A 20,192-nucleotide genomic window follows, 5' to 3' on the forward strand; every position below is an offset into this window, starting at 1 on the left:
CAAGGTTCGACCTTTCATGAGTGCATCGATCCAGACCAAGGATTTCCCGGAATTCGAGGCGCCCCTCTGGGCCGATCTCGATCCCGTGGCGCGTCTGGAACTCCAGGCCGAACTCCAGCAGGTGATCCTCCCGGGAGGCGCGATTCTCTTCCAGGAAGGGGACCCGGCGGACGCGCTCTACATGCTCGTGTCCGGGGCGCTCGGCGTGTCCATCCAGGGCAGCCATGGGGAGCAGAGGCGCGTCGCACGCATCTTCCCCCCGGAGACGATCGGGGAAATGGCCCTGATCTCGAATGCCCCCCGTTCGGCCAGCGTCACCGCCCTGCGCGACTCGGTTCTGCTCAAGCTTACCCGCGAGGCGTTCGAGCGCCTCGTCAAGCGCTGTCCCACGGTGATGGTCTACCTGTCGCGTCTGCTCGCCGACCGGCTCCGTGCGACCACGCGCAGCAGCCCGATCAGCTTCAAGCCCACCACCTTCGCGATCGTGCCCGTCACCCAGGGCGTGGCCGTGGCCGACTTCGCCCAGGCGTTCCTCGAAGAAATGCGGCGCAGCCATGGAGCGGGCGTCGACCTCCTCGAGGCGATGCCGACCCAGGCGGACGAGAACTGGCTTTACCGCTTCGAGGCCGGTCGCGAGCGCGTCATCTATGTCGCAACCGAACCGTCCGGCGCCTGGACGAGCCGCTGCATCCGGCATGCCGACCACGTGATGTTCGTCGCCCGTCCCGGCGAGCCGCTCGTTCCCGAGGCGGAAGCGCTCACCTGTGCCGTCTCGTCCTGGCGCCGTCACGACCTCGTGCTGCTGCAGAAGGCGGACGCCTCCCGCCCGCTGCCGGCTCACCCCTCGCTCGCCCGCCTCCCTGTCGACCAGCGGCTCCAGGTGCGCGAGAGAAGCCTGCCGATCTCCAGCGCCTGATCCGCACGTCGAGCGGACGGGCCGTGGGCCTGGTACTGGCCGGGGGAGGGGCGCGGGGCTTCGCCCATCTCGGTGCCATCCAGGCGCTTCGCGAATACGGGTTCCCTGTCGATCTGGTCGGCGGAACCAGCATCGGCGCGGTGATGGCGGCCACCTGCGCCATCCAGATCGGGCTCGACGAGGCCAAGGCCCTGATGCGGGAGGCCTTCGTCAGAAACCCGCCGCTGAACGACTACACCCTGCCGCTCGTGGCCTTGGTGCGCGGCCAGAAGGTCGATGCGCGGCTGATGGAGCACTTCGGCGACAGGACCATCGAGGAACTCTGGCTGCCGTTCTTCTGCGTCTCGTCGAACCTGACCACGGGCACGACTCATGTTCATCGCCAGGGGCCGCTCTGGCGGGCCTTGAGGGCGAGCCTGGCCATCCCGGGCCTCCTCCCGCCTGTGGTCGAGCCGGAGGGGGTTCTCGTCGACGGGGCAATGATGAACAACCTGCCGGCCGATGTGATGTCGGATCTCCAGAGAGGGCCGGTGCTCGGCATCGACGTGGCCCGCGACGTGGCCTTCACCACGCCCGGCGAGGAGGAGAAGAAGGCGCCGCTCCTGCGCCGGCTTCTGGGTTTGCCGGCCAATGCTCCGGACATCGTCAGCCTGCTCTACCGTGCGGCGACCATTTCAAGCGATGCCCAGACCCTCAAGGCCCGTGCCCATGCGGCCCTGGTCATCCATCCGCCCCTGGCCGATGTGCCCCTGCGGGGCTGGGAGCAGTTCGAGAGGGTGGTCGAGATCGGCTACGAGCATACGCGTGAACGGATCGAAAGCGGCGCGCTCGACAGCTTCAAAGCTGCGTAGAAGCGCCGGGCCTGAGCCTCTCAGAGGCGGTGCCACATCATGGCCAGAGCCGCCACGATCACGGTCAGCAGGATTCCGAGCGTCTGCGACCGCCGCTTGTAGAACCGGTACAAGGCGCAGCAGGCGACGAGCGTCACCAGCAGGCTCCACATGTCCTGGGTCAGATGGTTGATCCTGGTAGGGCCGAGCAGGGGCTTGGCCGTGCTCCAGCTCTCCGTCATCCAGAACGAGCCATAGACAAGGGCGGCGATACCCCAGATAGAGGGCCACCACGCCGCAGGCAGGCCTGCGGAAAGCGGGTTCGAGGCGGCGGCCGCCTGCGGGGCGTATTCAAGCTCGCCGATGGAGCCGGATGAGAGATCGGACACGGTGATGGTTCCGCAACGTTATAGCTAAGCTCTTAACATTGCGGAACCGGGCTGAAACCTCCAGGAACGGAGGGGAAAGCGCAGTTTCCAGGGAGGATGCCCAGCTCTTACTGCTGGTTGCTCTTCGTGTTCTGAGCCTTGTTGTTGTCCTGCTTGCCGGGGTCCTTGCGGTTCTTCATCGTGCCGCCGGAGCCGCGGGTGTGATCGTCGAGGTGCTTCTTGCTCTCGGCGGAGTTGTCGCCGTTCATCTTGCCTTTGCCCATGAGGGGACCTCCTGTGGTGACGAGGGTTAATGGCCCCTTCGGACCTCGGGTTCCCGGGTGCGCGCCCCTACCACAGCAGGTATTGGGCCAGACCTGCGCCGGGCGCGAGGATCACGAAGGCCCAGACGGAGGCGGAGGCGAGGTTGGCGGCCTGGAACAGCACGCCCGGCATCAGGAAGATGCCGGCGATGAGGGCGATGACGGCCCGGATCGGCCCGAAGAACCGCCCTAGGAACACGGCCCAGGGGCCGAAGCGCTGGAAGAACTCCTCGCCTCGCGCGATCAGCTTGGGATTGCGGGACAGGGGCCAGATCCCATAGGCCGTCTTCTTGTAGCGCTGGCCGATGGCATAGGAGAGCCAGTTTCCGAGGAAGGCGCCGCAGACCGCCCCGGTCCAGGCCTGCCAGAAAGGGATGTCGGCCGCAGCCAGCACGAAACCGACCGCGATCAGGATCGTCATGGTGGGCAGGAGCAGGGACACGAAGACGAGCGATTCGGCAAAGGTCATCATCCCGAGCACGAACGGGGCATAGGCCCGATGGGCCTGCACGAAATCCAGGATGCTGGTCTTCCAGAAATCGATGTCCATCAATGCGGTCCGGCTCCCGTTTCGGTGGGGTTGATACAGGCATGCTCCATGGATCGAAAGGACCCAATCGACTTTGTGATGGATGGGATCACATCACGCGATTTGAAGCGAAGTTCGTGTTGCGGTAACCCGGACGCAAGGGGGCAAGAGCCATGAACGTTCTCTCGATCCAGTCCCATGTCGCCTACGGCCACGTGGGGAACGCCTCAGCCGTGTTTCCGATGCAGCGCCTCGGCGTCGAGGTCTGGCCGATCCACACCGTGCAGTTCTCGAACCATACCGGCTACGGCTCCTGGAAGGGCCGTGTCTTCGACGGACCGGCCATCGAGGAGTTGGTGGAGGGCATTGCCGAGCGCGGAGTGCTCGGCCGCTGCGGCGGCGTGCTTTCCGGCTATATGGGCTCGGCCGACATCGGCAACGCGATCCTCTCCGCCGTGGCGCGTGTGCGGTCCCTCAACCCGGAGGCTCTCTACTGCTGCGATCCCGTGATCGGCGATGTGGGCCGCGGCATCTTCGTGCGCCCCGGAATCCCCGAGTTCATGCGGGATCAGGCCGTGCCTGCAGCCGACATCATCACCCCCAACCAGTTCGAGCTCGACTATCTCTCCGGCCTTACGACCCGGACGATGGACGACGTGAAGAAGGCGGTTGCCGCCGTTCATGCGATGGGCCCCAGGGTGGTGCTCGTCACTTCCGTCGAAGCACGGGAAACACCCTCCGACAGCGTGGACCTGGTGGCCGGCGAAGGCGGGCGCTTCTGGCGTGTGCGAACCCCGAAGCTGTCGCTCTCCGTCAACGGGGCAGGGGATGCCATCGCCGCGCTCTTCTTCGTCCATTATGCGCGCTCGCGCTCGGCCCCGGCAGCTCTTGCGGAAGCCTCCGCCTCCATCTACGGCTTGCTCAAGCGCACGGAAGAGGCGGGCTCCCGCGAGATCCTGACCATTGCGGCGCAGGACGAATTCGTCTCCCCCACCCACCGCTTCGACGTGGAAGAGGTTTGATCCCATGCCCCGCCGGTTTGTCACCCTGGATGTCTTCACGGGCGAGCGCTTCGCCGGCAATCCCCTGGCCGTGGTCCTCGACGCCGAGGGACTCGAGACGGCGGGGATGCAGCAGATCGCGAAGGAGTTCAATCTCTCCGAGACGGTCTTCGTCCTCCCGGCTTCTGAGCCGCGCCAGCGCGCCGATATCCGCATCTTCACGCCGGCTCGTGAACTGCCCTTCGCAGGACATCCCACCGTGGGAACCGCCGTGCTTCTTGCGTTGCTCGACCAAGACGGCCAGCCGGGCGCGGTGGCTTTTGGGCTCAAAGAGCAGGTCGGCATCGTACCCTGTGCCGTCGAGGTGAAGGATGGGACCAGCGGCACGGCCCGCTTCCGCCTGCCGCGTCTGCCCTTCGTTTGGGGTGAGGGCAAGGACCCGACCACATGTGCTTGGGCGCTTGGTCTTGACCCCACGGAGATCGGTTTCGATCGCCACATCCCCAGCCGCCATTCGGCAGGCGTCGCGTATGATCTCGTGCCTGTCGCATCGCTTGAAGCACTGGCCAGAGCCAAGCCACAGGGCGAGGCCTTCGACAAGGCCTTCGGCGACAGCGATCACCCGGCACCTTATGTCTATACCCGCATCCCTCAGGCCGATGGATTGCGTTACCGTGCCCGCATGTTTGGTCTGGGCATGGGCATCGTGGAAGACCCGGCCACCGGCTCGGCCGCTGCGGCCTTCGCAGGTGCCCTCATGCAGTGCGAGCCTCTGGGCGACGGCGAGCACAACATCGTCATCGAGCAGGGCGTCGAGATGGGCCGCCCGAGCGAGATCCTGCTTCAGATGGCGATCAAGGACGGAGCCCTCGTCTCCGCCGAGATCGGGGGTGGGGCGGTGATGGTGAGCCGCGGCGAGCTTCTGGCGTGAGGGGCGAGCTCGCGTTCCACCGCGTCTCCCGCGTCGAGGCGTGCTGCCGGCCGCTGGACTGGGCCTGGCCCAAGCAGAACCGAGCCTTCGTGGAGGAGAACTGGAAGCGCCGCACGGCGGGCAAGCCGTTGATGTTCAACGGGCGGGTCCTGCTGCTGCAGGACGTCGCCTTCGAGCAGGATCTGTGCCGCTCCACCTATTTCGAGGTGGATTATGCGGACTTCGTGGCCTGGATCGACAAGGGGTATCCAGATCCGACCATCGCCAACGGTTTTGCCATGGGGGCGCTGCGCGGGTCCGACGGCGCCTATCTCTGCGGGGTGATGGGGCAGGGCACCACCAACGCGGGCAGGGTCTATTTCCCGGCCGGAACGCCGGATCCCACCGATCTCAGACCCGACGGCACCGTCGATCTGGCAACCAGCCTCACCCGTGAGCTCGCCGAGGAGACGGGGCTTGCGGAAGGCGAGTACCGCGTGGACGGTGAGTGGATCATCGTTCAGCGCTGGCCCACCATCGCCTTCCTGCGCATGGTGACGCTGCCGGTCACGGCAGAGGAGGGCGCGGCGGCCATCCGCGCCAACATCTCCCGCCAGGAAGAGCCTGAGCTGCAGGACGTGCGGATCATCCGCGGGCCGGGGGATATCGACCGGGAGCGGATGCCGCTTTTCCTTCAGTCCTTCTTCGAATGGGTCTTCGCTCAGAGATAGCCGTGCCGCGCCTTCGTGGCGTTGACCATGCGGATCGCCTCCGCGTCGCGTCCGGCAGCGCAGGCCGCCTCGGCCTGTCCGATCTCCCGATCGACCCGGTTGTACACGGACTGGTTGACATGGCCCATGGCGAGGTCGTTGCTCATCACGGCCCGGTAGCGCGTGATCTCGCCCTGGCAGCCTGTGCCGGAGGCGGAGGCCATGGCTCCCGACGCGGGAGAGGCGGGGCCGGAAGCCGTCTGGTTGCAGGCGACCAGCGCCAGCGTTCCTGCCAAGGTCAGCATGGTGGCAGTTTTCATGAGAGCATCTCCTCGTGGGTTGTTCGAACCGGGAAGTATGGTCAAGCTCGACTTCATCTAGGGCAGACTGCACGTTGACCAGTCCTGCCCTAGCGTCGAGCCATAACCCGCACGACGGTCGAGCTTTTGCTTTTCGTTTGTTTCAAAGGCTTGCCATTCTGAGGGAGCGCCGTTACAAACGTGCCCGTTGTTCGCGGCTGAAAGCCCGCGGCCATGGAGGATTTGGGCAGCGATGATCATCGGCTCCCCCAGCGCAAGAATGAACGGCCCCGCTCCTGCGGCCGCTCTCGCGCGCCTTCTTGGCCTCCTTCTCCTTAGCTGCCCCTGAGGGTCGGCTGGGCGTTGCCGCCTGGGCTCTCAGGGGTTCTGGACAAGCAGGAACAACCTTGAGCCCTAAGGCTCCTCCCGAGAAGGACTAGACCCATGACCACCCCCGTATCCGGCTCCTCCAAGGACCGCGTTCTGATCTTCGACACCACCCTGCGCGACGGCGAGCAATGCCCCGGCGCCACCATGACCCTGGAGGAGAAGCTCGAGGTGGCGGAACTGCTCGACACCATGGGCGTCGACATCATCGAGGCGGGCTTCCCCATCGCCTCCAACGGGGATTTCGAGGCCGTTTCCCTGATCGCCAAGCAGGTGAAGCGGGCGACCGTCGCCGGACTTGCCCGCGCCATTGCGGCCGACATCGCTCGTGCCGGCGAGGCGGTGCGCCATGCGGCGCGGCCTCGCATTCACACCTTCGTCTCCACATCCCCGATTCACCTGGCGCACCAGATGCGCAAGTCGGAAGAGGAAGTGCTGGAGATCATCACCGCCACCGTGACCCAGGCGCGCAACCTGGTCGAGGATGTGGAGTGGTCCGCCATGGATGCCACCCGTACCCCGATCGAGTATCTGTGCCGCTGTGTGGAGGCTGCCATCAGGGCCGGCGCCACCACCATCAACCTGCCGGACACGGTGGGCTATGCGACGCCCGACGAGTACCGTGCCATGTTCCGGGCGGTGCGTGAGCGGGTGGCGAATGCGGACAAGGCGATCTTCTCGGCCCATTGCCACAACGATCTGGGCCTCGCCGTCGCGAACTCCTTGGCGGCGCTGGAAGGCGGCGCGCGGCAGATCGAGTGCACCATCAACGGCATCGGCGAGCGGGCGGGCAACGCGGCTCTCGAGGAGATCGTGATGGCGATCAAGACCCGCGGCGACGTGCTGCCCTACGAGACCGGGATCGAATCGACCATGCTGACCCGGGCCTCGAAGCTGGCATCTGCTGCCACCTCCTTCCCCGTGCAGTACAACAAGGCCATCGTCGGCCGGAACGCCTTCGCCCACGAGAGCGGCATCCACCAGGACGGCATGCTCAAGAACGCTCAGACCTACGAGATCATGACGCCCGAGAGCGTCGGCGTGTCCAAGACCTCTCTGGTGATGGGCAAGCACTCCGGCCGGGCGGCCTTCCGCAACAAGCTGGAGGAGCTGGGCTACAGCCTCTCCGACAACCAGTTCCAGGACGCCTTCGAGCGTTTCAAGGAACTCGCGGACCGGAAGAAGCACGTCTACGACGAGGACATCGAGGCGCTGGTCGATCAGAACATCGCCATGGCGCACGATCGCATCAAGCTGGTCTCGCTCCATATCGTGGCGGGCACCCGCGGCCCGCAGCGCGCCACCATGCGGCTCCAGGTGGATGACCGGATCGTGGTCGAGGAGCAGGAGGGCAACGGCCCGGTGGACGCCACCTTCAACGCCATCAAAGCCCTGGTGCCCCACGAGGCGGTGCTGGAGCTCTATCAGGTTCATGCGGTCACCGAAGGTACCGATGCTCAGGCCGAGGTCTCGGTTCGCCTCTCCGCCGACAACCGCAGCGTCACCTCCCGAGCCGCCGATCCGGACACGCTCGTCGCCTCCGCCCAGGCCTATCTGGGCGCCCTCAACAAGCTCCTGAGCCGGGGCGCCCGCCTGCACGCGCAACATGCGGCGGAGTAACACACGATCAGGCCCGCTCCGGCGGGCCTTTTCTCTGCCGGGCGGCGCAAGCTATCGAACCTGCAAGCTTGGGCTTTTCCAGGGACCTTCTTCGAAGCGGTGCGGCATCGGAAAAGCCCCGGAAGCGGGTTCGAAGGGCGACAGGGGCTGAACCCGGAAAAATCCCGAACCGGGGCGGAAAACCTCGCCTTCGGGGACTAGACAGGCTTGCCCCGGTTTGTTACACGCACGGCCTCTTCAGCGGACAACGCGCCGCTGAACTCGCTTCGGCGACGGGTGTGTAGCTCAGTTGGTAGAGCAGCTGACTCTTAATCAGCGGGTCCAAGGTTCGAATCCTTGCACACCCACCAATAAAATCAATCACTTAGATGGGTTGATGGATAGAACGGGTCGACCGTTTTACACCCGTTTACATGCCATTTTACAAAGTGCGTTCCTGTTTCCGTCCTGCCTTCCAGGTTCGATAGGCATTCAGGGAGTGGATCGCCTGGATGTTTTCGGCATGGGTCACGTGCCGCAAATTCTCCGAGGTATTGTTCAGGCCGTTGCCGTCGCAGTGGTCGATCTCCATGCCATCCTTCTGCCCCATGATGAGCTGGTGCATGTAGACGGTCGCTCCGCGGATTGAGGCACGGGCGTACATCGTCCGTGAGCCATTGGGCTTATGAACTGACCACCGATGCTGCTGAAAGTGATGGGCCACGTCGTCATCAACCAGAGCGTAGAGGTCGGTGGGCTTGCGGTTCTTATAAAGTTGAATTCGCGTCGTCATGCGCTGGACCGTCCCTGTGCGTTGTGCGCCTCAAGTTTACGTATAGCATTTTCAGCCAGAACGACATCACGGCTCAAGTAATGCCGGTCCAAAATTGAGTGGACATCTTTGACAGTGTGGCCGGTAATCGCCGCAATCTCAAATTCTGTTGCTCCGGCGATAGCAAGTCGCGTGACCGCGGTTCCTCGCAGGTCGTTGAAATGCAGATCCCCAATCCCCGCCTTGGCGCAGGCCTTCCTGAATGACGCCCGGAAACCGTCTGATGTCCAGGGCGTCTTGTCCGAAGAGGTAAGCATGATCGTGCCATGCTTCTTCAAGGAGCCGATTTCCTCGGCAAGGCGCACCCCCACGGGCACGGTCACGCGGGCGCCGGTCTTCCCCTGCTTGAGGCGAAGATACTTCCCATCATAGGCAGACCAGGGTAGGCGCAGCAGGTCGCCCTGGCGCTGCCCCGTCCAAAGCCCAAAAATGACAACCGACATCACCTCTGGAGAGGCGACGGTGAAGAGGCGACGCAGGGTGTCTTCTGTCCAGATCAGGTCATTCCGATCTGCCTTGTAGAGCCGTCCGCCACGTTCGCAGGGGTTCACCGTGATCCGGCCGCGGTCCTTGGCGACCGAAAGCACCCGAGCCAGGACCGTCCATGCATAGTCCGCCTTCCGCGGCGTGTCCGCCATGCCGTCCCGCCAAGCCTTGAAGTCGCCGCGGATCTCCGGGGCTGTCAGAGCCTCCAAGGGGAGGTCCCCGAACTCGGCATCGATCAGGTTCAAATAGGTCTGATAAGCCCGTTTGGAGCTATCCGAGAGGCTTTTGTACTCGCTGCTGCCGCGGAACTCCGTCACGAGCTGGTGCAGGGTGCCGTCCGCGGCAATTGTGCGGCCCTTGTGGGCCTCCTGATAACTGGCGAGGAACTCCGAACTCCCCGGCTCTCCGCGGAGCCGCGGGCCGCCTCGCCAGGCATAGTAATAGATCGTCTTTGTCCCGTCCGCGAGCCGCCGCGGTACCCGGTGTATCCCCTTAAGCATGACGCGCATTCCGGTTGGCCCTCCACCGCTCGTAGGCGCTTTGCCCCGCCTCAGAGTCGGATAGGCCGGATAATCTGTCCAGCGCCCGGTCAATGGCCCTCACGTCCCAGCGGCGCGTGCCGGGGAGGGGGCGGGGGAGCCTGCCCTGGGCCACCCACCGGGAGAAGCCGGACGGGCTGAGGTGGCAGTGCGCCGCCGCTTCCTCACGGGTCAGCAATCGTGAATGCTCTGCCTGTCCCATGCTTCACTCTCCCTGGGGGAGGTTGGGGGTGACATCCGTCGCTTCGCTCCTCTTCGCCGTGTTTGCGGACGGAGGCTCAAACGCGATCCGTGGCATTTGCCGCACTTGCAGGCTAGGCGGCCATTCACCCGCGTTGCCCCCCTTGGCATCCACGAGCTTGAGCCCCACAGGCTTGGCGCCCATCTGCTTGACGAAGACGGGCACTCCGGTGCGCCTGCCCTGGTCGATGAGGCTCTTTGCCCAGACGGGATCGTAGGGCCGCGCCCCGTGACCGCTCTCGCCTCCGGTGATGATCCAATCGAGGCTATTCAGCCAAGGACTGAGGTCGATAGGACCGATCTGAGGCTCGATGGAAAGGCCGATCCAGCGGGTAGCAGGCTTGAGCCGCACCAGCTTGGGGATGTCCCGGTCAGCCTCTTCCTGATGAACGACCGTGGCGATGATCCCGCAATGCCGGAAGTTCTCAGCCCAATCGGCCGGGATCATCTTGGCCACGTTGCCGACGCGCTTCGTCACGAACTGCCAGTTCAGGTTCTGGCATTCCCTCACGAGATCCCAAAGCCTATCACGCCATTCGTCCGGCACTTCGTTGTCGAAGACATCGGCCATGGAGGCGCAGAACACCCATGGGCGCTCGCCGGTCTTGGCGGCCTCACGGTTCCACTGACGCGGTTTGCTCCAGTCTTTCACGAGCCGGCGTGGTTGGCCTGTGCCCCAGTGAGAGCCGCCAACACGCTTGTCGAAGGTTTCGGCATAGCAGTGATCGCAGCCGGGCCCGACCTTGGTACAGCCCCACCACGGATTGAAGGTGTGCTTGGTCCACTGGATGGCGGTGTTCTCAGCCATTGGCGCCTCCCTCAGGCGGCGCGACCTGGCGGCTTGCCTCAACGCTGCTTGAGCTTTCCCGATGAGGGCCTTGGCCCGAAGGAGGGCACAAACTACCCTCTCCGCTGACCGGGGGAGGGGCGGGAAGAGGCATCCAGTGGGTGGGGTGCCAGGGAACACTATCGTGCGCCCGAAGCCATTGTTGCGTCCGACCCGACGGGGCGAAGAACCAAGTCTTGTAAACCCGCCCGCACCCGTCGATGCCGATGATTTCGGCCCTTCCATCCTTCGGAGCCGTGCTGATGTCCTGCCAGCCCTCCCGCCCCTGTCCTTCAGCGGCAAGGGCGGCGAGGATGGCGTCCGCTTTTTCCTGAGAAGCCCGAACGGACTTGCCGTAGCCGAAATCGGCTATCTCTCGGGCCTTGGTTTCATCATCGCCATCCCGCAGGCAAAGGTCGTAGAGCCTCTGCCACGAGCTGTGCGCGTCGAGATCGATAATCCGAGCGATCTTCTCTCTCAGCTTCGTGCTCATGGCTGCTGCTCCTGGGCGATGAGGGCGTTGACGAGGGCGAGGAGGAGGGCAAGGGGAAGGTGCCTATGTTGCCCCCGATGGACCGCATTCACGTCCAAGCTGACGTACCAGATACCGTCGAAAGTCTGCCCCATCGTGATGAGTGCACTCGGCAACAGCGTCTCCACGAGGGAGAGAGCGGCGTCGAGGGAGGCGGTTAGGTCATATCCCTCGAAACGGTCTGCGTATGGCAAGAACGTCTTGCCGTGTTCGACATGCCAGCCGCTTTCAACATGACGGACGCCATTGAAGACCCGCTTGCTGTCCTCTGGCAGAAGTAGTTGCCAGACGATCTCCATATCGAGTTGCCGATCCGGCCCCTTGGCCTCTTCCAGCCTTGTCTTGAGGGCGAGGAGAACATCACTGGTCATGGGAGGGCCCCTTCTCCTGCTTGAGGGCGGTGCGGGAGGCTTCGGCGGCAGTAAACAGCGGAAGTATCGGTTCGCCGTCTGGCCCGATGCGGACCCAGTTCCCATTCTCGAATGAGAGTGCCCCACCAGGGAGGTTGAGCCACTGATGCGACCAGCCCATTGCCCATCGTGAGAGCCGAACAGTGGCAGGCAGGCCGTCAACCATCACAAGATCAGCTCGGATGGTCGCCTTCCGCCCTGTTCCCTCGGCAACAGCCGAAACGATAGCGCTGAACGACAGAGGAACGCCTGGAGGCAGGGCGGCTTGCAGGGTTTGCCGCACAAGATCAGTCAGCCTACTCATGGCCTGCTCCTGTGAGGGCGGCGCGACGGAAATCGCCGAGGGTCAGAGCGCAGTGAGTTGTGCGACCGAATTGGACGATAACCTTGGTATCGTCAGGAAAATCCTCGTCGCCCTCGCCGCTCACATCAGCGAACGGCTCCAGCGCCTTTTGCATGGCCTCCAGGCGGGCTTCGGCGGCGAGAGCACGGCGCTCCCAATGATCCATGTATGACGCGACGTTCGGGTTGACCGCGCTAATCTCGCAAACACCGTCGGTATGATAACGACGCCTCCACTCCTCCCTCTCCCGCTTGAGCGTCTCGTTCTCTGAGCGGAGGGTGGCGTTCTCACGGACATATGCTTTCAGATCCTCAATGGCCTCGGCCAGTGTCTTGCCTGAAGCTTCCGTGAAATAGCCCCATGAGCCGAATACAGAGTTGTTGGCGAGAGCCACGATGTCTCGCGCTTCATCCCGCGCAGCCTCCAGCTCCTTCACCCTCTCGGCGAAGGCCGCTCTCTCAGCAAGTAGAGTTGGAGCAGCGGCTATCAGGCGGGCGTTGGCCACAGCTTGGGCTTTGCTGACGCATTCGTTGCTGTTCTGGTGCTCAATCTTGCAAATGTAGATGCCGCGATAATCACCGTAGCCACTCGCGTTAGGGGTTACTGTGTCGCTCCACGGCGCATAGACGCAGAGGGTGTACCCGTCCCAGTCCTCGAACTTCCAAGGCCCTGGCGTGTGTCCCACCAGCTCCGCATGCTCTCCTTGTGAGACATTAGGGTTCACATCCTTCGGGCTTTCAGCCCTCATCTTCGCCGTGTTTTCCGTGGTGCTCATGAAAGGGCTTCCTTCGGCGGGTAATAAAATTTGGCGGAAGCATGGCAGGACGTTTGCGTGTAGTGCATGCCAGCTTGGCTATTGGAAGGGTAACGAACCCGTTTTGGCGCACCCATCTCGGGGCGGACGCGACGTATCCTCCCGCTCGCGTCGTTCCCTCTGGAAGGACCTTGGTCCCACCTTTGGGCCGCTGATCGCAGCGGCCCTTTTCTTTGGCCGGTCATGCGCAAGCTTCCTCAGAAAGTGAACCGCCGTGCTCGGCCGCAGGAACGCGAGACAGGTCAGCCAGATCGGCCGGCACAGCGGAAGGGGTGAAGGGCTTGCAGGCAGGGCCATGCGCAAACCAGGCGCTCAGGACTCGGGCGTTGTGAGCATCGACCCTCGCCATGGTCTCCTCGCCATGGATGGCCTGCAGGAAGGCGGTGTGCTCAGCGTCCGGGAAGGCGGAGATATGCCAGATGCGGATGGGTTGGTTCATCGAGTGCCCCTGATGACTTGGCCTGTGCGGCGGTCCACGATTGTCCCGTCGAACCTCCGTTTGAAGTTGCTGTTGCGCCCGAAGGGCAAGGGCTTCCGGTGAGGATCCTTGATCCCGAGATGGACGCATTTTTCCCGTTTCGCCTCAGCAGCCCTGGCGTGATCCTCGGCATCCTTGTCGCGCTTGCATTCCCAATGCGCCGGCCCGAGATTGTCTTCCGTATCCGTGCCACCGAGCTCTAGCGCTCTGATGTGCTCGCAGAACCACTTGTCGCGGGCGCCATCGATCGGCCGGCCACAGTTGACGCAGACGCCCTTATGGCGCTCCCAGATGGCGAGAACCTTGGTCTTGGACAGACCGCCGCGGATCGTGGTGCCGACATCCTCTGGAATGAAGTAGCCCATCAGGCCGCCCTTCCAGTATTCCGGTTCAGCGTCTCCGGCTGAACACCGATCATGGCAGAGATGATCTCAAGGATGGCCTGCTTGGACTCCTGAAACTCCCTGGCTCCCATTGCACGGCGGGACTGGCTCTTGGGCTTCCGCACAACCACGATCGGGCCGCGCACGACAACCACCGAGTATTCGTCCATGGAGGCGAGGAAGTTGGCGACCCGCAGGGCGGCGGCATGGCTCCCGGCATCGACCTCCTGCTGGTTGAAGTAGCCGGCGTCGATCAGGGCCCGCTTGCGCAAGTGCTCCGGCGTCCGGAACTGTTCCGTCAGGTGCTCGGGCAGTTGAGCCCAGGCTTCAGCCACGAAGGCGAACTCGTGGTTATGGCTGGAGAGAGAGCGATCCTCATGGATGGCGAGGCGGTAGTTTTCGCCGACCACGAAGGAGCGGTCGCACTCGGCCCGGAAGCGCGGGTGCGGAACCATCGCTTCCCCGTTCCACTGGTATAGGATCGGTGCCGTGGTCATGTCACTGCGCCTTCTTGGTAGGCCAGCCGAGAGAGACCAGCTTCGCCTTAGCGTGGTCTCGAACCCCGTCGCGGATGCCCTCAGCGAGGCAGGCAAGATCCTTCTGCGTGTCGGCATGAAGCATCAGGTCCGTGACCGCGTTGATGGTCTTGCACTTGTCGATCTTCTGCTTGAGGGCGGCTTCGATCCCTGCAGGGCTGTCGGGGTCCATCGGCCGATCATTGGCCGGCTGACGCTGTTCCTGCCCTTGCTCGACGTTGCCGGGGCGCTCTTGCTTGAACTCGTCGGCCTCTTCCTCGGAATAGACATAGCCGTGCAGCTCGATGAGCTTGAGGATCACGCGATCCTTCGCGCGCTTCTCGGCCATGGCGTAGACGTAGGCTGCCTGCTTGCCTGAGACGCGGTAGTTGACGCCGATCAGCGCCTCGCCGATCGACCACTCGGCACGATCCCCCATGCGGCCGGTGACGCGGATTACGGCCTCGTCCCGCCCGGCGCGGATAATGGTCGGCTCGTCGAAGGTGATCTTGGCTTGGGCTGCGATCCGCTCCAGCGCCTTGTGATAGATCACCGCCGTTCCTTGAACCCGCCAGACGTTTCCAGCCATGGGTTCGCCGAACTTGGCCAGCACCTCGGAGATTTTCTTGTCGGTGGTGTTCATTAGCGGGGGCTCACTCTGAGTGTCTGGGACGGAGCGGATAGGGACGCGCCAGGGACAACCTCGCCCTGCTCAAGAGCTGCCTTGATGGCCGCCTTGTCCGGGGTCCGGACGATCTTGCAGAGCTGAGACGGAATGGCCTCCTCGTCCTCAATCACCACGCTGGGACGGGTGCTTGTGAGGGAGGCGGTCAGATCCGGAGCCTCGATCTTCGGCAACCCAAGGGTCTGCATCGCCTGCTTGACGATGGCGCGGAGGGTCTCGGCTTTGCTCTCGAAACGCTGGCGGCGCTCCTTCAATTCCGCCTCGATGTCCTTGGCGGCCTTGGCCTGCCCCTCGGCCCAGCGGGCGGCGCGGAGCATTCGGCGCAGCCGTTCCAGAGCATCGCATTCGCTCTCGACAAGCTGTTCGAAATCGGGGTCATCCGGCGTGATCCCGGCATCCTTCAGCGCCTGGACGACAAAGGCGGCGGTGGCGATCTCTTGAGAAAACGTGGCTTGGGCGTTCACGGCTTCACTCCGCGGCAATGAGGGCAGGGTTGTTCTGATCGGCGCGGAGCTGCTGCACCTTGGCATGCAGGAGGCGGCAATCCCGGGCGGCAAGCTCCAGGCACGCGGCGGCATGGAGCAGGTCGAAATCGGCTTGGCCGGCTCCTCGTGCCGTGTCCTTGGCGTAGACGAGTGCAAGGTGAACGGCCCTGGACAGCTTGTCGGCATCCATCTTGATCCGGCTGGCGGCGACGCCGAAGGCGATGTGATCGAAGTTCGGCATCAGTGCTTGTCCTTCGGGAGCTTCACGATGGGCTTGCCCCATCCGCAGTGCTTGGAGAGTTCCGCGATCACGTCGATGCGGCGCTTCTCGGTGTAGCGGGTGATGGGGCCGCGATAGCGGGGAGTGACCGGAACGCGCTTCATAGCGCCTCCACGATCTTGAAGAGGGAGAAGCACCAGAGGCCGAAGACGACGGCTCCGATGAGCATCCAGAGAGCGTTCTCAACCTTCTCCGAAAAGGCCTTGCAGCGGGGAGAGTTGAAGGACATCACGCGGCTCCCGGATAATCAGGTCCGTCCAGATCAATGCGGTTCTCGTCATCGCCGCCGCAGGGGCAGGAAGAGACGCCGAACCGGCTGCCGCTGATCTTGTGCAGGAACGATCCGCGCCCTTTGCAGGCGGGGCATTCTTTCAACGTGTCGCGAAGGATCTGCTGGATTTGCTCGACGTCCGCGCTGTGAACCAGACGGCAGCGGAAGGACGGAGCAAGCGGGAACGGGATGACTTCGGCCATGATCAGCCTCCGATCTTCGAGAAGTAGCGACGGCGCTTGTTGGCAGCCTCGATGGCTTCCTTCGCCCGCTTCTCAATGGCGGCTTTGCGCTGTTCGGGAGTGAGCTCGACGCGACGGGCGTTCTTCATGTCGCGGATGGCGCCAGAAAAGCCGATGGTGCGCTGGCGCATTATGCAGCCTCCGTCGGTGCCGAGCCTGGATAGCCATTGATAGGCTGCCAACGGTAGCCCTCTGGCATAGGCGAGCGCGTACCGGGATGCTGCCCACCAGCGGCATGAAGAATATCCCGGCAAATAGGTCCGTACTTCGGGGTATCCTCTTGCTTGAGGTTCTCCCATTCAGTGACCTCAGCGACCTTTAACATCGCTGCTACGGCCTTCTCTTCGTCCAAGAACCAGCCGTAAGCACTGTTGAAATTCAGGCCGCTCGGGATGTGAGTAATGACGTACCCATCGCCGCCGTAAGCTTCATGAACAGCAAGAGCCCCGTAGCGATGGCCCGTCACCGTCTGAGGCCCCTTATTCGTCATGATCTGAAAAACATCATCTCTGATAAGGGAAAGCTTCCTCGCCATCTCACGCCCCCATCCCAATCGAGAGCATGGCAATGCTCACGGCAAAGATCCCGAGGCAGCAGAGTTCAACGAGGTTGGTGAGGAAGGTGCGGAGGAGGGGCATGTGGGCCATCCATGTGGAAGTGGATGGACAAAGTCTGCACGGAAAAATCCGTATGTCAACCTCAAAACGGAAATTTCCTTCCGTTGCATACGGAAGAAATGTTTTTGTTTTGTTCCCCGCAATCCACAGAGTAGAATAACTCTCAAGTGCCAATCACGACACTTTTCTTAGGCTAAGATCTTAATGACACAGCAAGGCTTGCCGGTTATGCCATGGCCACGATGACCCAAGCTTACTTTAGTCTGACTTATGACGGGCCAGCTGTCCGTGACGGCGAGATCGACGTCACCGATCTAGCTCCTGCTCTGTTGGCCCTCGGTCAAGCTGTGAAGGCAACGGGCAAGATCGTGCTTGGTCCTGACGCGGACGTGAGCCTTAAAGTTCGTACGACGAAGACAGGATCATTTGAGGTCCTGATGAGCGCCGTAACGAACGGTGACGTTGGTCTTGCATGGACCATAATAAAGCAGTTCTACCAAACAGACGACGTACAGACCGCAAAGGCCGTCGTAGAAACTCTCTTGATGGGAGGAACAGTTGCGGGCGCAGCAACTGCAGGCGTCGTTAAGTTTCTCAAGTGGCGCAAAGGTCGCCCAATAGAAAAGCAGGAAGCGCTACCGAACGGGGCGGCGAGAGTTACAATTGAGAATGTTGAAATAATTGTTGGCCCTGGTGTTCTTGAAGCTGCGCGCGATCCAATCGTTCGCTCAGGGATCGAAAAGGCTATCGCGACCCCTCTCGAGAAGGACGGCATCGATATTGTTAAGTTCTCCAGCGAGGCAAGTGAGCAAGTAGTAGTTGATAAGTCGGAGCGCGTTCATTTCTTGAGCGCGGAAGCTTCTGAGTCTGAATTCACCTCTATTTACAACAAGGTGTTTTCGATAGTTACGTTGTCGTTTAAAGCGGGCAACAAATGGAAGCTTCATGACGGGCAAGGTGCTCGAAACGTCACAATTTTGGACGAGGACTTCTTAGATCGTATCGACACGGGAGTTGCTCGCTTCGCAAAGGGAGATCTCTTGGTATGCCAAGTGAGAGAGACTGCCGTTCGCACAGACGGAGGCTTCAAATCTCAGTACGAGATCCTGAAGGTCATAGAGCACCGACCTTATAGGCCCCCAGAAACGCTCAGGCTGTGAGAAGGTAACTAAAGCCTCGTTACTTTGCAGACGACGCGGCCGATTACCTGCAGATCCTCGGCAAGAATTTCATCGGTTCCATGTGCCGGGTTGTCCGACTTAATTCGTATCTTGACCGGATTGCTGCCCTTCACGACCTCTAGCCGCTTCACCGCTATTCCGATGCCATCGAAGATGGCGAACAGGCCGTCAGGAGAGGGTGCCGTCTGAGCACGGTTGATCATGACTCGATCCCCCGGCAGCAAAGTCGGTATCATCGAATCACCGTCGACTGGGATGAAGTCGACTTCTGCCTCTCGGGCTCGCAGCTCGGTGTGCAAATAGTCGACCGGCAGCCGCCACACCGCCCGCACTCCATCCAGAACCTTCCCATCGACCATCACGCCAGGCGCGAGGCCGCCCTCGCCAAGCCCCGCTACAACATTCCGTTCCGGCACCTCTCCCGGCTTCAAGTCTCCCCGCTGGATGCGGATTTCCACCGCATGGGCCGTGCGATCCTCGATGAACTCCGGATCCGGCTCGAACTCCTCGCCAACCGGAACCCTGCGGATAGTGTCCTCTTCCCCAATTTCAAACTTGAACAGCGATCCCGGCTTCAAAGCGAACTCCTCCTCGAGCGCCGTCACCTCGGCAGCTCCTAGGGATTTTTTACGCCCCTTAAGGAAGTCGCGAAGGTAGTCCGGCCCGCGGCCAATCTTCCTCGCCAAATTGGTCGGATCGATCCCCCTTGAGTCAATCAGGGCGGAAAGGTTGGCTCGGAGTCGTTCAGGGCTGTGTGGTCGCATAGGCGGAATTATCCGCTTTTCCGAAAAGCGTGGCGATACGGAAATTTCCCGTTGCATGTACGGAATTTTCCGTTCATATTGTCCGCATGGAAGAGACACTTCGCGCCCACCTTTTTGAATGCGCCGCCTTGTTCGAGGAGGCCACGGGGGTCACGCCCGCAACCCTCGGAAAGCGCGCGCTCAACGACAACACGTTCTTTGCCCGGATCTCAGAAGGGCAGGGATTTACGGTCAGAACTTTTGACCGCGTGATGGAATGGCTCTCTGCCAACTGGCCGGAAGGCGCTGAATGGCCCTCTGATGTTCCGCGTCCGGCGCCCTCCCAGAGCGAGGCCGCCTGATGCCCCCTTTCCCCGTCGTTCCCTCCATCAGCGTGTCCTCCCTGGCTGATGGCACCTGCACGGGCCGGCCTGCCCATCTGGCTTCGTCGGTTCGTGCCCTTCTTTTCCCTTCCATCGGCACCGCCTCCGGAACTGCCGATGTGAGGAGCGCGGGCGGCACACTCCCTTGCCCCGCTGCCGCCCGCGCTTTTGTTTCAGCCCCCGCTTCCACGGCTGCTGTTGTCGCATCCCGCCTGTCCACCGTCACTGCAAATATTCCTGAGAACGTGGCATGAACTCTCGCTATCTCGCCCGCATCGACTACGACCGCCTGAAGAAGGCGCAAGACGAGCTCATCAAGCACCCGGACGTTGGGGGGCCGAAGGCGGCAGCCGAGATCACCCGCGTGGATCCGGCCCGTCTCTCCCGCTACGGCAGCCCGCACGAGACCACCAACGCTCCGGTGGATGTGATCGCGGATCTGGAGGCGAAGGCGAACGCTCCCATCGTCACCCGCATCCTTGCGGATCTTCACGACTGCGATCTTGTCCCGCGTGACCGCTCCCTCAAGCAGGAGGCGGACTACGACGAGCATGCCACCGACCTGACCCGCGCCGCCTGCGCCCTGATGGTTAAGCTCCAGGAAGCCCGCAGGGACGGCATCGATGCCGTGGAGCTGGTTCAGCTCGAGGCTCTCGCCGCGCAGCTGCAGATCGAGATCGCGGAGTTTCGACGTGACGCAAAGCGCGACCTGAATGCTCCGGTACCGATGCGCAAGACGGGCGGTGCGGCATGAGCGACGGCGCCAACACCGAACCAGTCACATCCTTCATGGATCGGATCCTCAACCTGAAAGCGGAAGAGGACCAGATCAAGGAGGACATCAAGAGCATCTATGCCGAGGCCAAGGCTATGGGCTTCGACAAGACGGCTTTGGGTGACGCCATCGCCCGCATCCGCAAGCTGCAGAAGGACCCGGAGAAGCTCTCCGAGCGTGAGGCCATCCGCGACCTGTATCTGCAGGCTTACGAGGAAGCCTCGCATGCGCATGCGCCCGCGCGTACGCGTGAGGGCTGA

At 62.7% G+C, this 20,192-nt stretch carries 31 protein-coding genes and 1 tRNA gene; 10 read left to right on the forward strand and 22 right to left on the reverse strand.

What is annotated here, in order from left to right:
- Window positions 1-16 precede the first annotated feature (16 nt).
- Window positions 17-916: a Crp/Fnr family transcriptional regulator gene (locus tag GR303_RS24625; protein ID WP_246726424.1), complete on the forward strand. Its 900-nt coding sequence runs from the start codon at window positions 17-19 to the stop codon at window positions 914-916.
- A 23-nt stretch (window positions 917-939) separates the two neighbouring features.
- Window positions 940-1,767, forward strand: coding sequence for a patatin-like phospholipase family protein (locus GR303_RS24630; protein WP_343231984.1), 828 nt, complete (start codon window positions 940-942; stop codon window positions 1,765-1,767).
- A gap of 20 nt (window positions 1,768-1,787) precedes the next feature.
- Here the strand turns inward: GR303_RS24630 and GR303_RS06835 are convergent, their stop codons facing one another.
- The 3 genes from GR303_RS06835 to GR303_RS06845 form a co-directional block, all read right to left on the reverse strand.
- The gene (locus GR303_RS06835) at window positions 1,788-2,135 is read right to left on the reverse strand and encodes a hypothetical protein (protein ID WP_161723621.1); all 348 of its coding nucleotides are present in this window, start codon (window positions 2,133-2,135) and stop codon (window positions 1,788-1,790) included.
- A 107-nt stretch (window positions 2,136-2,242) separates the two neighbouring features.
- Window positions 2,243-2,398: a hypothetical protein gene (locus GR303_RS06840; protein WP_161723622.1), complete on the reverse strand. Its 156-nt coding sequence runs from the start codon at window positions 2,396-2,398 to the stop codon at window positions 2,243-2,245.
- A gap of 67 nt (window positions 2,399-2,465) precedes the next feature.
- Window positions 2,466-2,987 (reverse strand): DedA family protein, encoded by a 522-nt coding sequence (locus GR303_RS06845; protein WP_161723623.1) that lies wholly within the window; start codon window positions 2,985-2,987, stop codon window positions 2,466-2,468.
- 152 nt (window positions 2,988-3,139) lie between these two features.
- On the opposite strand from GR303_RS06845, the gene pdxY reads away from it, so the two are divergent.
- The 3 genes from pdxY to GR303_RS06860 are packed head-to-tail and all read left to right on the forward strand — an operon-like array spanning window position 3,140 to window position 5,608.
- A complete protein-coding gene (pdxY, locus tag GR303_RS06850; RefSeq protein WP_161723624.1) occupies window positions 3,140-3,988 on the forward strand; it encodes a pyridoxal kinase PdxY in 849 nt (282 codons plus the stop codon).
- A 4-nt stretch (window positions 3,989-3,992) separates the two neighbouring features.
- Window positions 3,993-4,898, forward strand: coding sequence for a PhzF family phenazine biosynthesis protein (locus tag GR303_RS06855; protein WP_161723625.1), 906 nt, complete (start codon window positions 3,993-3,995; stop codon window positions 4,896-4,898).
- A complete protein-coding gene (locus tag GR303_RS06860) occupies window positions 4,895-5,608 on the forward strand; it encodes an NUDIX hydrolase (protein ID WP_161723626.1) in 714 nt (237 codons plus the stop codon). Before GR303_RS06855 ends, GR303_RS06860 begins: the two co-directional genes overlap by 4 nt.
- Here GR303_RS06860 and GR303_RS06865 read toward each other — a convergent pair.
- The gene (locus GR303_RS06865; RefSeq protein WP_161723627.1) at window positions 5,599-5,907 is read right to left on the reverse strand and encodes a hypothetical protein; all 309 of its coding nucleotides are present in this window, start codon (window positions 5,905-5,907) and stop codon (window positions 5,599-5,601) included. The two genes, GR303_RS06860 and GR303_RS06865, sit on opposite strands and share 10 nt — an antisense overlap.
- Before the next feature lie 423 nt (window positions 5,908-6,330).
- On the opposite strand from GR303_RS06865, the gene GR303_RS06870 reads away from it, so the two are divergent.
- Together GR303_RS06870 and GR303_RS06875 are read left to right on the forward strand one after the other, a co-directional pair.
- On the forward strand, window positions 6,331-7,893 hold the full coding sequence (locus tag GR303_RS06870; RefSeq protein WP_161723628.1) for a 2-isopropylmalate synthase: 1,563 nt from the start codon (window positions 6,331-6,333) through the stop codon (window positions 7,891-7,893).
- A gap of 274 nt (window positions 7,894-8,167) precedes the next feature.
- Window positions 8,168-8,243, forward strand: a tRNA-Lys gene (locus GR303_RS06875).
- 71 nt (window positions 8,244-8,314) lie between these two features.
- Here the strand turns inward: GR303_RS06875 and GR303_RS06880 are convergent.
- The 17 genes from GR303_RS06880 to GR303_RS06955 form a co-directional block, all read right to left on the reverse strand.
- The gene (locus tag GR303_RS06880; RefSeq protein WP_161725941.1) at window positions 8,315-8,665 is read right to left on the reverse strand and encodes an HNH endonuclease; all 351 of its coding nucleotides are present in this window, start codon (window positions 8,663-8,665) and stop codon (window positions 8,315-8,317) included.
- The gene (locus tag GR303_RS06885; RefSeq protein ID WP_161725942.1) at window positions 8,662-9,699 is read right to left on the reverse strand and encodes a tyrosine-type recombinase/integrase; all 1,038 of its coding nucleotides are present in this window, start codon (window positions 9,697-9,699) and stop codon (window positions 8,662-8,664) included. The genes GR303_RS06880 and GR303_RS06885 overlap by 4 nt, the downstream gene beginning before the upstream one ends.
- Before the next feature lie 235 nt (window positions 9,700-9,934).
- Window positions 9,935-10,777 (reverse strand): DUF5131 family protein, encoded by an 843-nt coding sequence (locus GR303_RS06890; protein WP_161725944.1) that lies wholly within the window; start codon window positions 10,775-10,777, stop codon window positions 9,935-9,937.
- On the reverse strand, window positions 10,770-11,288 hold the full coding sequence (locus tag GR303_RS06895; protein WP_161725945.1) for a DUF551 domain-containing protein: 519 nt from the start codon (window positions 11,286-11,288) through the stop codon (window positions 10,770-10,772). Before GR303_RS06895 ends, GR303_RS06890 begins: the two co-directional genes overlap by 8 nt.
- Complete coding sequence (locus GR303_RS06900; RefSeq protein ID WP_161725947.1) at window positions 11,285-11,698, reverse strand: hypothetical protein; 414 nt, start codon at window positions 11,696-11,698, stop codon at window positions 11,285-11,287. Before GR303_RS06900 ends, GR303_RS06895 begins: the two co-directional genes overlap by 4 nt.
- A 335-nt stretch (window positions 11,699-12,033) precedes the next feature.
- The gene (locus GR303_RS06905) at window positions 12,034-12,855 is read right to left on the reverse strand and encodes a hypothetical protein (RefSeq protein WP_161725949.1); all 822 of its coding nucleotides are present in this window, start codon (window positions 12,853-12,855) and stop codon (window positions 12,034-12,036) included.
- Between the two features lie 220 nt (window positions 12,856-13,075).
- Window positions 13,076-13,333, reverse strand: a complete 258-nt coding sequence (locus tag GR303_RS06910; protein WP_161725951.1) for a hypothetical protein — start codon at window positions 13,331-13,333, stop codon at window positions 13,076-13,078.
- The gene (locus GR303_RS06915) at window positions 13,330-13,737 is read right to left on the reverse strand and encodes an HNH endonuclease (RefSeq protein ID WP_161725952.1); all 408 of its coding nucleotides are present in this window, start codon (window positions 13,735-13,737) and stop codon (window positions 13,330-13,332) included. The genes GR303_RS06910 and GR303_RS06915 overlap by 4 nt, the downstream gene beginning before the upstream one ends.
- Window positions 13,737-14,252 carry a hypothetical protein gene (locus tag GR303_RS06920; protein ID WP_161725954.1) on the reverse strand — a complete coding sequence of 172 codons (516 nt, stop codon included), beginning with the start codon at window positions 14,250-14,252 and terminating at the stop codon, window positions 13,737-13,739. Before GR303_RS06920 ends, GR303_RS06915 begins: the two co-directional genes overlap by 1 nt.
- Before the next feature lies 1 nt (window position 14,253).
- Window positions 14,254-14,913 carry a trna delta -isopentenylpyrophosphate transferase gene (locus GR303_RS06925; protein WP_161725955.1) on the reverse strand — a complete coding sequence of 220 codons (660 nt, stop codon included), beginning with the start codon at window positions 14,911-14,913 and terminating at the stop codon, window positions 14,254-14,256.
- Entirely contained in the window at window positions 14,913-15,419 is a 507-nt protein-coding gene (locus tag GR303_RS25115; protein ID WP_161725957.1) for a siphovirus Gp157 family protein, read from the reverse strand. The genes GR303_RS06925 and GR303_RS25115 overlap by 1 nt, the downstream gene beginning before the upstream one ends.
- A 4-nt stretch (window positions 15,420-15,423) precedes the next feature.
- Window positions 15,424-15,681, reverse strand: a complete 258-nt coding sequence (locus GR303_RS06935; RefSeq protein ID WP_161725959.1) for a hypothetical protein — start codon at window positions 15,679-15,681, stop codon at window positions 15,424-15,426.
- Window positions 15,681-15,824, reverse strand: coding sequence for a hypothetical protein (locus GR303_RS06940; RefSeq protein WP_161725961.1), 144 nt, complete (start codon window positions 15,822-15,824; stop codon window positions 15,681-15,683). Before GR303_RS06940 ends, GR303_RS06935 begins: the two co-directional genes overlap by 1 nt.
- A complete protein-coding gene (locus GR303_RS25120) occupies window positions 15,821-15,949 on the reverse strand; it encodes a hypothetical protein (RefSeq protein WP_281351545.1) in 129 nt (42 codons plus the stop codon). The genes GR303_RS06940 and GR303_RS25120 overlap by 4 nt, the downstream gene beginning before the upstream one ends.
- On the reverse strand, window positions 15,949-16,194 hold the full coding sequence (locus GR303_RS06945) for a hypothetical protein (protein WP_161725962.1): 246 nt from the start codon (window positions 16,192-16,194) through the stop codon (window positions 15,949-15,951). The genes GR303_RS25120 and GR303_RS06945 overlap by 1 nt, the downstream gene beginning before the upstream one ends.
- Before the next feature lie 2 nt (window positions 16,195-16,196).
- The gene (locus tag GR303_RS06950; protein WP_161725964.1) at window positions 16,197-16,364 is read right to left on the reverse strand and encodes a hypothetical protein; all 168 of its coding nucleotides are present in this window, start codon (window positions 16,362-16,364) and stop codon (window positions 16,197-16,199) included.
- The gene (locus tag GR303_RS06955) at window positions 16,364-16,768 is read right to left on the reverse strand and encodes a hypothetical protein (RefSeq protein ID WP_161725965.1); all 405 of its coding nucleotides are present in this window, start codon (window positions 16,766-16,768) and stop codon (window positions 16,364-16,366) included. The genes GR303_RS06950 and GR303_RS06955 overlap by 1 nt, the downstream gene beginning before the upstream one ends.
- Before the next feature lie 315 nt (window positions 16,769-17,083).
- On the opposite strand from GR303_RS06955, the gene GR303_RS06960 reads away from it, so the two are divergent.
- Complete coding sequence (locus GR303_RS06960; protein ID WP_161725967.1) at window positions 17,084-18,010, forward strand: hypothetical protein; 927 nt, start codon at window positions 17,084-17,086, stop codon at window positions 18,008-18,010.
- 8 nt (window positions 18,011-18,018) lie between these two features.
- On the opposite strand, the gene GR303_RS25290 is transcribed toward GR303_RS06960, so the two are convergent.
- Entirely contained in the window at window positions 18,019-18,636 is a 618-nt protein-coding gene (locus GR303_RS25290) for a S24 family peptidase (protein ID WP_161725968.1), read from the reverse strand.
- A 771-nt stretch (window positions 18,637-19,407) separates the two neighbouring features.
- Here GR303_RS25290 and GR303_RS06970 point away from each other — a divergent pair.
- Together GR303_RS06970 and GR303_RS06975 are read left to right on the forward strand one after the other, a co-directional pair.
- Complete coding sequence (locus tag GR303_RS06970; protein WP_161725972.1) at window positions 19,408-19,911, forward strand: hypothetical protein; 504 nt, start codon at window positions 19,408-19,410, stop codon at window positions 19,909-19,911.
- Window positions 19,908-20,192 (forward strand): GapR family DNA-binding domain-containing protein, encoded by a 285-nt coding sequence (locus GR303_RS06975; protein ID WP_161725973.1) that lies wholly within the window; start codon window positions 19,908-19,910, stop codon window positions 20,190-20,192. Before GR303_RS06970 ends, GR303_RS06975 begins: the two co-directional genes overlap by 4 nt.

Source organism: Microvirga arsenatis (assembly GCF_009910705.1).
Taxonomy (GTDB): domain Bacteria; phylum Pseudomonadota; class Alphaproteobacteria; order Rhizobiales; family Beijerinckiaceae; genus Microvirga; species Microvirga arsenatis.